Source organism: Streptacidiphilus sp. BW17 (genome assembly GCF_041262485.1).
Taxonomy (GTDB): Bacteria; Actinomycetota; Actinomycetes; order Streptomycetales; family Streptomycetaceae; genus Streptacidiphilus.
This window is the reverse complement of record NZ_JBGCCR010000022.1, coordinates 31416-44634: the sequence shown is the minus strand read 5'-3', so window position 1 is coordinate 44634 and position 13219 is coordinate 31416. Positions and strand designations below refer to the sequence as shown.

Below are 13219 nucleotides of genomic sequence, written 5' to 3'. Positions count from 1 at the left end.
ACACCCCAGCCCCCTCCCCCGACGCCTCCGGCACCAACACCCCCGAGGAGACACCGAACCATGGCGGCCACGCTCTACAGCAAGGTCTTCGATCAGCACGTCGTGCGCGAACTGGGCGAGGACCAGTACCAGTTGTTCATCGGCCTGCACCTCATCCACGAGGCGACCAGCGCCCAGGCCTTCGCCATGCTTCGCGAGCGCGGTCTCAAGGTCGCCTACCCGGACCGCAACGTGGCCACCGTGGACCACATCATCCCCACCGACGACACCTCCCGCCCGTTCGCGGACGCGCAGAGCGAGGCCATGCTCTCCGCGCTGGAGCAGAACACCGGTTCCTTCGGGCTGCGCTTCCTCTCCCCCGAGCGCCGCGAGAACGGTGTGGTGCACGTGATCGGGGCGGAGCGCGGGCTGACCCAGCCGGGGCTGACCATCGTCTGCGGGGACTCGCACACCGCCACCCACGGCGCCTTCGGCGCTCTGGCCTTCGGCATCGGCACCTCCCAGGTGCGCGACGTGCTGGCCACCCAGTCGGTCATCGTCAACCGGCTCAAGGTGCGCCGGATCGAGATCACCGGTGAGCTGGCGCCCGGCGTCTCCGCCAAGGACGTCATCCTCTACGTGATCCACCGCCTGGGTCCCAAGGCCGGTGTAGGATACGCCTACGAGTTTGGTGGACCGGTCGTCGACGCGATGTCCATGGATGAGCGGATGACCGTCTGCAACATGGTCGTCGAGGGCGGGGCGCTGGTCGGCTACTGCAACCCGGACGACACGACCTTCGCCTATCTGCACGGCCGCCCGAGTGCCCCGCAGGGCGAGGAGTGGGACCGCGCGGTCGCCTGGTGGCGGTCGCTCGCCTCCGACCCGGACGCGGAGTACGACGACCGGGTGGTCTTCGACGGCGGCGAGATCAGCCCGATGGTCACCTGGGGAGTCAACCTCGGTCAGTCGGTGCCGGTCGACGGGCGCGTCCCCGGGCCCGCCGCCGACGCGGCGGGCGAGGCCGCCCTCGCCGACGCCCGCACGTTCATGGGCGTCGAGGCCGGGCAGCCGGTCGCGGGGATCGGCATCGACGTCGCCTTCCTGGGCTCCTGCACCAACGGGCGCCTCTCGGACTTCGTCGAGGTGGCCGAGGCGCTGCGCCGCAGCGGCACCCGGGTGGCCGAGGGCGTGCGCGCACTGGCCGTGCCCGGTTCGCAGGAGGTACGCGCGCAGCTGGTCGAGCGCGGCCTGGACAAGGTCTTCGAGGCGGCCGGCTTCGAGTTCCGGCAGCCCGGCTGCTCGATGTGCATCGCCATGAACCAGGACCGGCTGAACGACGGCGAGACCGCGGCGTCCTCCTCCAACCGGAACTTCAAGGGCCGACAGGGCTCCCCCACCGGCCGGACCCTGATCATGTCCCCGCTGTCCGTGGCCGCCGCCGCGGTCCGCGGCGCCGTGGCCGACCCGCGTGAGGTCTTCGGGATCTCCGGCTGACCGACGCCCCGCCCACTCTGTGAACCAGCGTCAGAAAGGCATGACTGCATGACTGCCATGGTTGCCACGCAGCCCCTCGTCACCGTCAGCGGCACCGCGATCGCCATGGAGGGCGATGACATCGACACCGACCGCATCATCCCGGCCCGCCACCTGAAGTCCCTCACCTTCGACGCCCTGGGCACGTTCGTCTTCGAGGGCGACCGGCAGAACGCCAAGGCGGCGGGAGCGGTCCACCCGTTCGACGCGCCCGAGCACGCCGGGGCCTCGGTCCTGGTCGCCGGGGAGAACTTCGGCTGCGGCTCCTCGCGCGAGCACGCCCCGCAGGCGCTCCACCGCTGGGGCATCCGGGCGATCGCTGCGGTCAGCTTCGGCGAGATCTTCCGGGGCAACTCCGCCACCATCGGCCTGCCCTGCGTGCTGCTCACGCCCGAGGCCGCCGCGGAGGCCCGGGCGGCGATCACCGCGGCCCCGGCCGCGGAGGTCACCGTCGACCTGGAGACCAAGCGCCTGCGGGTGGCCGAGCACAGCTGGCCGGTGGAGATCAACGAGGCACTGCGCCGGCGCTTCGTCTCGGGCACCTGGGACAGCCTCAGCACCCTCGCCGAAGGCACGCAGGACGCCGCCGACCTGAGCCGTCGGCTGCCCTACCTCAACGGCTGGCAGGCGGCCTGAACCGGCCCTTGACCGCCCTGACCCAGAACCGGACACCCACGGGGAGAGAAGTGATGCGGCAACTCGTCATGCCCGACACCACAGGCTATCCACGGTTGGCGGAACTGGTGCGCGGCTGCCCGGGGGGTGCGGCGGTGGAGATCTTCGCCGAACCGCCCGGCAGCACGCAGGAGTTCACCGACCGGATGCGCGGATCCACGAACGTGCTCAGGTTCTTCAACAGCACTCCCCTGGACACTCGAGCACTGCTGGCCGCACGCCCGGCCCGCGTGCTGGTGGCCGGTCCGGCCGGAACCACGGTGGACCTGGCCGCCGCCCGGGCCGCCGGGATCCAGGTCTACGACACCCCCGGGCTGGCCGCGGAGACGGTCGCCGAGTTCACCCTCACGCTGATGCTGACCCTCGCCCGTCGCCTGCCCACCGGTGTGGGCGGCGGATCGGGCTGGGAGCCCGCCGCGGGCCGGGACCTCTCCGGCCGATCCCTCGGCGTCGTCGGCTGGGGGCGGATCGGCTCGGCGGTCGCACGTCGGGCCGTCGGCATCGGGATGCGCGTGGCCGCCTGGTCCCGTTCCCTGGACGAGGAGTCCGCGCACGCCGCGGGCGTCCAACGCCTGGAGCTGGACGAACTGCTCGGCAGCGCCGACGTGGTGACCCTGCATCTGCGCGCCGACCCCGAGACGACCCGGATCATCGACGCCCGCCGGCTCGCCCTGCTTCGCCCCGACGCGCTGCTGGTCAACACGGCCCGGGCCGCCCTGCTGGACATGGCGGAGCTGCGCCGCCGCCTGGCCGCCGAGGAGTTGGGCGGGGTGGCCCTGGACGTCTTCGACGTCGAACCGCTGCCCGCGGACGACCTGCTGCGCACGCATCCGAGGGCCCTGGTCACCCCGCACATGGCTTGGATGACCGACGACGCGGTCGAACGCTTCCTGGCGGCGTCGATCGCCTTCGGAGTCCGCGGCGACGACCGCCTGGTGCGTCGGCTCGCCTGAACCCGGCAGGTACGGACGCCCCGGCCGCACGGACGATCCGGACGCACGGACGACCAGGCACACACGAAGGGGCACACACGAAGGGGGGAACATGCCCGTCGAGATCTTCGTCGGCGACGACCACGTACTCGGCGACGTGCTCGGCCGAGTGGCCGCACAACTCCGGCAAGAGGGGATGCGGGTGGTGCGCGGCCCGGCCGCACCGGCGCCGCTGCGCACCCAGTACCCGCAAGCGGAGTGGCCCCGTTACTTCGGCCAAGCCGAGGTGGCGGTGATCAGCTCCCGCACGGTGATCACACCGGAGCTGCTGGACTGGGCCCCGCGCCTGCGCGGACTGGTCTTCGCCTCCAGCAGCACCGCCTCCTGCGACCTGGCCGAGGCCTCCGCACGGGGCATCGTGGTCGCCCACGGCGCCACTCCGGAGAACATGGAGGGGATGGCCGAGGCCACGGTCATGCTGCTCGCCGCACTGATGCTGGATCTGACGCTCAAGCAGCGGCAGTTGGCCCGGTTCGAACCGCGACCGGTGCCGCAGGAGCTGACCGCCAGGCTGCTGGCCGGTGCCACGGTCGGGCTCGTCGGCCACGGCCGGATCGCCCGGGAGGTGATCGCCCGGCTGGAGGGCTGGCGGGTGCGGCGCATCCTGGTCGCCACCCGTCACCCGGAGCGCTACCGGTCGGCTCCCCCGGTGGAGTTCACCGACCTGGACACGCTGCTGACGCAGAGCGACGCGGTCAGCCTGCACCTGCCGCTCACGCCCGGGACCCGGGGCGTGATCGGGGCGGGCGAGCTGGACCGGATGAAGCCCGGAGCGGTCCTGGTCAACACCTCGCGCGGCGGTCTCGTGGACGAGGCGGCCCTGGCCGAACGGCTCGCCTCCGGCCGACTGCGCGGAGCGGCGATCGACACCTTCGACACCGAGCCCGTGCCGGTGGACCATCCGTTGCGCGGGCTCGACAACGCCATCCTCACCGAGCACATCGTGGGCCATACCCGGGACTTGTTCGACTCCCTGGTGCCCACCGCGGTCGAGCACGTCCGCGCAGTCCTCGCCGGGCAGCGCCCGCGCTACCTGGCCAACCCGGGCGTGCGGACCGACCGTGCCCGCCACGTCCCGCAGGCCCGCTGATCCGCTGATCCGCTGATCCGCTGATCCGCTGACAGGACACAACAGGACCCAGCAGGACACCGGGACAGGCAACCAGAGAATCCAGAAACACCTGAGAAGGAGAGACGGCTATGCGCAAGTCAGCACCTTCGACGTACGACGTGGAGACGTACGACGTGGAGACGGATGTCGTCGTCATCGGCTACGGATTCGCCGGCGCGGTCGCCGCGATCACCGCGCACGACGCGGGCGCCGAGGTGACGGTCCTGGAGAAGATGGCCCAACCGGGCGGCAACTCCCGTGTCAGCGGCGGAAACTGTGTCATTCCACGGGACAGCGACGAGGCCGTCGCGCAGTTCACCGACTACCTCACCGAGCTGTGCTTCGGCACCACCCCGCGCGACGTGGTCGAGGCCCTGGTCCAGGGCGCCCGCTCGCTGGTCAAGTGGTGCGCGGATCTCGGCGGCGACCTGCACATACCCGAGCAGCTGATCGTCGCAGGAACGTATCCGCGCACCGTGAAGGGCCCCGGCTTCCCCAAGGTCCCCGGCGGTCACGGCACCTTCGACAAGTACTGCCTGCGCGGTGACGCCGAGGTGCCGCCGTCGCTGCGGCTGTGGAACCTGCTGTCCGCGAACGTGGCCGAGCGGGCCATCGACGTCCGGCTGCGGACCGCGGCCCGGGAGCTCATCACCGACGACTCCGGTGCGGTCGTGGGCGTGGTCGCCGAGGCGGACGGGCGGCGCATCGCCGTGCGCGCCCGCAGGGCGGTCGTGATGACCTGCGGTGGCTTCGAGAACAACCCGGAGCTCAAGCAGGACCATGTGCCCGCCAAGCCGCTGAAGTTCGCCGGCAACCCGGGCAACACCGGGGACGGCATCCGGATGGCGCAGGCGGTGGGCGCCGATCTCTGGCACATGTCCCCGACCTCCACCATCATCGGCTTCCAGGCGCCGGAGTTCGAGGCCGCGTTCGGCGTCTTCATGCCCTCCGACGGCTTCGTCTACACGGACCGCCACGGCCACCGCTATGTCGACGAGACCGGCGTCGAACTGCACGAGTTCACCCGGGTCTTCGCCCACTTCGACACCGAGGAGGTCGAGTTCCCGCGCATTCCCAGCTGGGGGATCTTCAACGAGGAGACCCGCCTGGCCGGTCCGCTCACCTGGAACACCAGCGGCTACAACCGCGACCTGTACCGCTGGAGCAGCGACAACTCTGCTGAGGTGGAGCGGGGTTGGATCGTCCGGGCCGACTCCGTCGAGGAGCTGGCCGAGCGGCTCGCGGTGGATCCGTCCGTCCTGGAGGCCACCCTGAGCCGCTACAACGCGGCCTGCGCGAGCGGCGTGGACACCGAGTTCGGCCGTTCCGCCGAAACCCTCAAGCCCATCGAAGCTCCGTACTACGCGGTGCCGCTGCACCCGACCGTGCTCAACACCCAGGGCGGGGCCCGCCGGGACCGGGACGCGCGGGTGCTGGACCCGTACGGCGAGCCGATCCCCCGGCTCTACTCCGCCGGGGAGTTCGGGTCCGCCTGGGGCTACCTCTACCAGGGCGCGAGCAACATCACCGAGTGCCTGGTCTTCGGCCGGATCGCCGGCGCCAATGCCGCGTCCCGATCGACTGACTGACTGTCCGTCAATTGACTTTGAGATTCACTTTCCGAGGAGGGGAACCCCTGATGACCGTCCGCACCGCCCTGATCACCGGCGCCGCCGGTGGCATCTGCAGCGAGCTCGCCCGGGCCCTGGCCGCCCGCGGCGACCGGCTGGTCCTGTTCGACCGCGACGAGACCGCGCTCAAGGAACTCGGCACGGAGCTCTCCGGGACCACCGAGGTCCGGACCCTGACCGGGGACGTCAGGGACGTGGCCCGGCTGGAGGCGGAGTTGGGAGCGCTCACCGGCGCGTGGGCGCCCGAGATCCTGGTCAACGGGGTCGGCGGGGACACCCGCGTGGTGGCGGTGGAGAACCTTGACGAGACGTTCCTGAACGACTCGCTCGCGCTCAACGTGGTGCCCGTGCTCACCACCATGCGGCTCTGCGTGCCCGCGATGAAACGGTCCGGATACGGCAGGATCGTCAACTTCTCCTCCGCAGGCGGGCGGACGTACAGCCACTTCAGCAACGCGGCCTACGTCGCGGCCAAGGCCGCGGTGCTCGGCCTGACCAAGCAGGCCGCATACGAGCTCGCCCCCTTCGGCGTCCGCGTCAACGCCGTCGCGCACGGCCCGATCGCGACGCGACGCATCGCCGACGCCTGGGCCGTCCGGCCGGAGGAGGAACGCCAGGCGGTGCTCGCGCAGATCCCGGTCGGCCGACTCGGCACGGTCGCCGAGGCCGTCGGCAGTGTGCTCCACCTCTGCTCCGAGGAGGCCGGGTTCACCACCGGCACCGTCGTCGACGTCAACGGCGGGCTGCTCATCTAGCGTTCGGTCATCTAGCGTTCAGTCGCCCAGAGTTCAGTTCCAGGCGGCCAGCACCGCGAAGCGGAACCGCTTGTAGAAGCAGTCCGCAGTGCGGAAGCCGGCCTGGTCGAGCCAGGCCAGGTGGGTGGCGACGGGCACCGGACGGTCGTAGGCCATGCGCGTGCGTGCCTTTTCGACGGTGCGTTCCGGTGTCCCCGCCTCCTGGACCTCCTGCAGCCAGAACTCCGCGTAGAGCTCGTCCAGTTCGGGTTCCGCCGCGGCGACCTGCTCGGCGTGCACGAACACCCCGCCCGGCCGCAGCACGGCACGCACCCGTCGGTACAGCTCGGCCTGCTCCGACTCGGGCAGATGATGGATCGCCAGCGCGGAGACCACGATGTCGTAGGGGCCCTCGGGGAGCGGATCGGACAGGTCGCGCTCGATCAGGGTGTGCTTCACCGCGTACAGGTCGAGCATCCTGGCGGCCACGTCGAGCATCTCCCGCGAGGCGTCGAGCAGGTCGATCGAGGCGTCGGGAAAGTGTGTCGCAAGCTCCCCGCTGAACAGGCCCGTCCCGGCGCCCAGATCCAGGACCGCGGGTGCCGGGCCCTGGCCTCGGACGGCGATGTTCACCGCGACCTCGTACAGCGCGTGAAGGTGGGGAATGAGCCCCGCGCGCTCGCGGTCGAACTGCCCGGCGTCCGCTCCGAACAGCCGCGAGACATGTGCGGCCACTGGCACCCCCGTTGCTCCAAAAGGCGGCAGGTTGCCGCCTTGATGGTTCGTCAGCGATCGTACGCGGCGTCCGTTCCGCCGTGCCGGGGACGCCACATGGTGAGAAGGGGGAGCCTCGGGCTAGGGGCTAGGGGCTAGGGTACGGGCTAGGGGCTAGGGGCTAGGGGCTAGGGGCTAGGGGCTAGGGGCTACGGGAGCGTGGGCGGCGCCGAGGTGTGGTGGTCCAGCAGTACCGGGAACGCGCCCACCGCGTTGATCGCCATGGCGAGTTCGGCGAAGTGAGCGGGACGGCACCATGCCCCGCCCCAGCGGCCTGCCGGCCCAAACTGATGGCGCACCCAGACCGGCGATCTCCCGGGGGAAGTAGCTCGCCAACTTCTCCCCTGCGCGATGCAGCCGCTGGACGAAGTGGCGAGCGCTATTGACGACTTGGTCGTCCAGATACCGGGTGGCGCCCTGGGGCGCACCGTCGTCGGTGTAGTGGATCTCGTACACCGCCTCGTCGCCGAGCACGACGAGATCCGGAAGCACACCCTCGCCGACGAGAGCGCCCACCTGATCGACGGTCAGCATCGCAACGTCCTCGCCGCACCCGTCCTTGGCCTGCAGAACGTGCAGCTCCCACTGCACGTAGGGGCTCACCGGCTCGACCACCACGCGTGCTCGATGGTGGCCGATACCTGCGGCGGCGAGCTCGGCGCGCTGCTGCTCGATGTCGGGGCGCGCCTTCTCGATCAGGTTCAGGGCCGCGTCCCAGTCGCCGCTTCGGAACGCCTCCCAGCTCGCGAACCCGGTCTCCTGATAACTCTGGAGACACTCCAGCTTCCAGAAGCCCTCTCGCCCGATGCGCCAGAACCTCTCATCGAAATCGGCGACGTAGCGAACGCTGTCGAGACGCACCCCCTTGGCCGCAGTCAGAAGTGCGCGCAACTCCAGGAGTTCGCTCACACGCCTCATCCGCCTTCCACTCCGGGAATCAGCCGACGACGAGCACGCCGTCGGGGACGTTGCCCACGGTGACCGGGGTTCCGAGGGTTCCCGTGGCGACCGTGATCGGGACGAGCTGGTTCACGTTGGAGTCCACCACCCAGGCGGTGGAGCCGTCGTGACTGAAGCCCAGTGCGTAGGCGCCGGAGCCGGTCGCGATGAAGGTGCCCGCCGTGTCGGTGGCGAGCGCGATCGGGGTGACGCCCCCCGCGCCGGTGTCCGCGACGTAGGCCGTCGTGCCGTCCGGGGAGACGGCCACGCCCTGCGGGCCGGCGCCGGTCGGGATCGTCGCCGTCACGCTGTCCGAGGCGGCGCTGATGACGGACACCGAGGACGAGCCGCCGTCGGAGACGAGTACGTGGCTGCTGTCCGGAGTGACCGCCACGCCGAACGGGGCCGCGCCGACCGCGATGGTGTGCGTGACCGTGCGCGTAGCCAGGTCGACGTCGCTGACGGTACCGCCGCCCTGGTTCGCGACCCACAGCTGCGTGCCGTCGGGGCTGACGGCCAGTCGCTCCGCCTGACTGCCCACGGTGATCGGCGTGCCAGTGGTGAGCGTCCCGACGTCGATCGGTTGGACGGTTCCGTCGCCGTAGTTGCTCACCCAGACCGTCTTCCCGTCCGGCGTGGCGGCCAGATCGGCCGCGACGTTGCCGACGGGGATGGTCTTCACCACGGCGTTGGTCGTGGTGTCGATCACGGTGACGTTGTTGCTGCTGTTGTTGGCGACGAACAGGTCGCCGCCCGCCACCGTCATCCCGTCCGGACCGCTGCCCACGGGGATGGCCGGGCCGGCGTTGTGGGTGCGGATGTCCACCGGGGTGACCGTGTTGTCGCTGTAGTCGGTCACGTACGCGGTCGGGATCGTCTCACCGGGCTGCGCGACCGTGGTCAGCAGCGAGGCGTTCGGAACGACCGCGCCGTTCGACGCGTGCGCGGCGAAGGCCACCTGGTAGTAGCCCGTCGCGGTGGCCGCGGGGGCGGCGATCGTCGCCGTAGCCTGGGCCGTCCCCCCGGCCGGGGCGGTGACCGTGCCGCTCGCCGGGCTGACCGTCAGTCCGGTCGGTGCGGTGGCGCTCCAGGAGACCGTTGCCGGGCGGGAACCGAGGGTGTTGTCGACCTTGACCGCGACGGTCGTCGTCGCCCCGGGAGCCAGGCGAACCTGACCGGGCGCCAGGTCGAGCGCGGCGCTCGTGCTCGGCGGGAACTGCACCCGCCCCGCGCCGAAGGACGGCGGAGCGTCGGCGGTTGCCGCGCCCCAGCTGGTGTTCGGCGTGGTGGCGAGTGTGTAGTCCAGCCGGTGCGCCCTGGTCAGGTCGATCCAGGTGTGACCGGTGGCCTGCCCGTTGATCCGCAGCGACTTCACGTACGTGTCGCCCGCGCCCTGCGCGTCGATCGTCAGGTCACCGTACGCGCCGTGGACCGTCGCCTTGGGGAACTGCGGGGCGCCGAGCACCATCATGGGCACGCCCGGGGTCTGCGGGTAGATCCCGAGAGCGGCCCACACGTACCACGAGCTCATCGCGCCGAGGTCGTCGTTGCCGGGCTCGCCGCCCGGGGTGAGCGCGTACAGCTGGCTCGTCACGCGGTGGACGACGGACTGCGTCTTCCACGGCTCGCCGACGCTGTCGTAGACCCACGGCGAGTCGAGCGCGATCTCGTTGCCCTGCCACTGGTAGGGCGCGTCCGGCCCGGCGTTGAGCTGGGTGAAGTAGGTGTCCAGGCGCTGGGCGGTCGCCTGCCTGCCGCCCAGGCCCTGGACGAGGCCCGCCAGGTTCTGCGGCACCATCCACGTGTACTGGGCGGCGTTGCCCTCCTGGAAACCGTCCTGGCCGAAGCCCGAGACGGTCACGGGCTGCCCGGAGGGGAAGGCGCCGGCGGCGTCGCGCGGTTCGACGTAGCCGTTCGCGGTGTCGAAGATGTTCGCCCAGTTCTGCGAGCGCTTGGTGAACACCGCGGTGTCCGAGCTCCTCCCGAGGCTCTGCGCGAGCCGCGAGATCGAGAAGTCGTCGAGGGCGTACTCCAGCGTCTCGGAGGCGCCGTTGGGCACCGGGCTGATCGAGTCCGAGCCGATGTTCGGCACGTACCCGTCCTTGATGTACGCGGCGCCGTTGGGCCGCTCGACGTACCAACCCTGGCCGGGCGCACCGGTGTTGCCATCGGCCCCGTTCACCATGTCGGTGAGGGCGGCCCCGGCGTCGAAGCCGCGCGCGCCGAAGGCGTAGGTGTCGGCGAGGACGGGGTCGGCGGAGTCGCCGTTCATCACCCCCGTGTAGCCGTTGGCCGAGGGCCACTTGGGCAGGGAGCCGCCCTGGGCCGCGTCGTTGAGCAGCGAGCTCGCCATGTCCGCGGCCACGCGCGGGTCGATGGTGGCCAGCAGCGGGGTCTGCGAGCGGTAGATGTCCCAGCCGGAGTAGTTGGCGTACTGCGCGTGCCCTGCCGGCACCTGGTGGACCTTGTCGTCGAAGCCGATGTACCGCCCGTCGGCGTCGCTGAACAGGCTCGGCTCCAGCGAGGCGTGGTACAGCGCCGTGTAGAAGGTCGCCTGCGCGGCGGGCGTACCCCCGGCCACGGAGATCGTGCCGAGCTGCCGGTTCCACGCGGCGGTGGCCGCTGCCGCGACGGTGCCGACGTCGTAGGTGTGCGCTTCCGCGTTCAGGTTGTCCACCGCGCCCTGGACGCTGACGTACGAGACGGCGACCTGCATGCCGACGTGTGCGTTCTTGGTGGTGTCGAAGGTAAGCCAGCCACCGGCGACGACGCCGGAGCCCTGGGTTCCGGCGCTCTGGGCCCCGGTGCCCTGGGTTCCGGTGCCCTGAGTGGTCGAGTAGTCCTTGGAGCGCGGGTTCTGCTTGCCCTGCACGCTCACGCTCGTGCTGCCCGCCGATGTGGCGACGTGCGCGGAACTCGCCCCGCCCCATGTGCCCGAGGCGGTGAACGGCCGGTCGAAGCGGGCGGCGAAGTGCACGGTGTAGCTGTTCGGCTGGCCGCAGAAGTGGCCGCTGGTGACCGAGCCGGTGATCTCCCGGTCGCCGACCGCCTGGAAACTTGCGGAGGAACTGCCGTTGGCGCTGTCCGCGACCTTCACCAGCAGGCGGGCCTGCGTAGACGACGGGTAGCTGAAGTCGGCGACGCCGGTACGCGGGGTCACCGCCAACCGGGTGCGCACGCCCCCGGCGGTCACCGCGTACGAACCGGGGTGCGCGGTCTGCGACTTCTGGGTGAACGGGGCAGCGGCCGAGTCGGGGTCGGACGGCAGCGCACCGGTCATCGGCAGGATCGGGAAGTCCCCTGCGATCGGGCACCCGGGCCCGGACAGGTGGGTGAGACTGAACCCGGTGACGGTGGAGTCGCTGACGTTGTACCCACCGCCGTCGGGACGTGACGGTGTGTCAGGGCTCCACTGCACCATGCCGAACGGCATGTCCGCACCGGGAAACGTGTCGACCTGGCCGACGACGGCCCCGCCGCTCCCCGTGCCAACCATGGGGTCGACCAGCGCGGCGGGATTGGTGACGGAAGCGGGGTTGGCAACGCGAGCGGGGGCGAGGGCAGGGCCCGGTGACGCGGCGGCCTGCGCGGCAGCCGGGACGAGCGCCACGATCAGCGCACCGGCCACCGTCGCGGCCAGCGCCCCGACGCGGGGCAGACGGCCCCACGCCCGGAATCGGGTCGAATGACGTGGTTGACGAAGTATCGGCATCGACATCGCAGTCATCATGGACACTGCGGAAGTGACTCATGCCTGAACGGACAGCGTCAAGGCCCCCGCAGTGCATGACGCAATGTCATGGGCGGTTCGAGAGAGGCACATGAGCCCCGACTGACGGCTACTGCTTGATCCCGACAGCCGCGTAGAACGACACCTGCGCGTCCGTCGCCTCGCTCGGCAGCGGGTCGTCGCCGTCCTCGGGGCGCCAGCGGTGGGCGGTCACGATCTCCGGCTCCAGCAGCTCCAGCCCGTCGAAGAAGGCGGCGAACTGCTCGCGGGACCTCAGCTGGAGGGTGGTGCCGACCTGGTTGTAGATCTCCTGGACCTTGGGCGCGCCCTCGGGGTCCAGCTCGGCGGTGGCGTGCGAGAGCACCAGCGCGGAACCGGACGGCAGCGGCTTGAACAGGCTGTCCACGATGGCCTGCGCCTCGCGGATGTCCGGGACGAAGTGCAGCAGCGCGACCATCGACAGCACCACCGGCTGCCCGAGGTCCAGCGTCTCGGCCAGCTGGGGGGCGGCCAGGATCGCCTCGGGATCGCGGACGTCACCGTGGATGTAGGCCGTCCGACCCTCGGACGTGCTCGTCATCAGCGCGCGGGAGTGCGCGAGCACGACCGGGTCGTGGTCCACGTACACGACGCGCGCGTCCGGCGCGACCGACTGCGCGACCTCGTGCAGGTTCGGCGAGGTGGGGATCCCGGTGCCGATGTCCAGCCACTGCCGCAGCCCCCGCTCCGCCAGCGCCCGGGTCGACCGGCGCATGAAGGCCCGGTTCGCGCGGACCGCGGTCCTCATGTTGGGGAAGACCTGGAGCACCCGCTCGGCGGCCTCGCGGTCCACCGCGTAGTTGTCCTTACCGCCCAGGAAGTAGTCGTACATGCGGGCGCTGTGCGGCACATCCTGCCGTATGCGGGCACTGAGCGGCTCGTCCGGCTGCAGACCCTCCGTGTCGCTCATCGCTGCGCTTCCCTTCTTCCGTGCGGCACACCCAACAAGACCGGAGTCTAGTCAAGTTGTTGATCTTTCAGCCACATTCTGTCAGGGAGCGGACCCTGTGGACGGGACTGCCCCGTCACGCCGGCCGTCACCCTGCCGGATGACTTCGTCGGCCGAACGCCGCCAGGCG

10 protein-coding genes are annotated in these 13219 nt (G+C 70.9%); 6 read left to right on the top strand and 4 right to left on the bottom strand.

Annotated elements, in window-relative coordinates; all coding sequences use genetic code 11:
* Positions 1-60 precede the first annotated feature (60 nt).
* From ABH940_RS24570 to ABH940_RS24545, 6 genes are all read left to right on the top strand, one after another.
* Complete coding sequence (locus tag ABH940_RS24570) at positions 61-1476, top strand: 3-isopropylmalate dehydratase large subunit (protein WP_370070763.1); 1416 nt, start codon at positions 61-63, stop codon at positions 1474-1476.
* A gap of 48 nt (positions 1477-1524) precedes the next feature.
* Positions 1525-2151, top strand: coding sequence for a 3-isopropylmalate dehydratase small subunit 2 (locus ABH940_RS24565; RefSeq protein WP_370070765.1), 627 nt, complete (start codon positions 1525-1527; stop codon positions 2149-2151).
* Between the two features lie 68 nt (positions 2152-2219).
* Complete coding sequence (locus ABH940_RS24560) at positions 2220-3143, top strand: NAD(P)-dependent oxidoreductase (protein WP_370106182.1); 924 nt, start codon at positions 2220-2222, stop codon at positions 3141-3143.
* Between the two features lie 91 nt (positions 3144-3234).
* Entirely contained in the window at positions 3235-4272 is a 1038-nt protein-coding gene (locus ABH940_RS24555; RefSeq protein WP_370070769.1) for an NAD(P)-dependent oxidoreductase, read from the top strand.
* Between the two features lie 110 nt (positions 4273-4382).
* Complete coding sequence (locus ABH940_RS24550) at positions 4383-5882, top strand: FAD-dependent oxidoreductase (protein WP_370070771.1); 1500 nt, start codon at positions 4383-4385, stop codon at positions 5880-5882.
* Between the two features lie 50 nt (positions 5883-5932).
* Entirely contained in the window at positions 5933-6679 is a 747-nt protein-coding gene (locus tag ABH940_RS24545) for an SDR family NAD(P)-dependent oxidoreductase (RefSeq protein WP_370106181.1), read from the top strand.
* Positions 6680-6712: 33 nt separating this feature from the next.
* Here the strand turns inward: ABH940_RS24545 and ABH940_RS24540 are convergent, their stop codons facing one another.
* The 4 genes from ABH940_RS24540 to ABH940_RS24525 form a co-directional block, all read right to left on the bottom strand.
* On the bottom strand, positions 6713-7393 hold the full coding sequence (locus tag ABH940_RS24540; RefSeq protein ID WP_370106180.1) for a class I SAM-dependent methyltransferase: 681 nt from the start codon (positions 7391-7393) through the stop codon (positions 6713-6715).
* A 174-nt stretch (positions 7394-7567) separates the two neighbouring features.
* Positions 7568-8341 (bottom strand): DUF6879 family protein, encoded by a 774-nt coding sequence (locus tag ABH940_RS24535; RefSeq protein WP_370070777.1) that lies wholly within the window; start codon positions 8339-8341, stop codon positions 7568-7570.
* 28 nt (positions 8342-8369) lie between these two features.
* On the bottom strand, positions 8370-12089 hold the full coding sequence (locus ABH940_RS24530) for a GH92 family glycosyl hydrolase (protein ID WP_370106179.1): 3720 nt from the start codon (positions 12087-12089) through the stop codon (positions 8370-8372).
* A gap of 121 nt (positions 12090-12210) precedes the next feature.
* Positions 12211-13050 carry an SAM-dependent methyltransferase gene (locus ABH940_RS24525; RefSeq protein WP_370070781.1) on the bottom strand — a complete coding sequence of 280 codons (840 nt, stop codon included), beginning with the start codon at positions 13048-13050 and terminating at the stop codon, positions 12211-12213.
* Positions 13051-13219 lie beyond the last annotated feature (169 nt).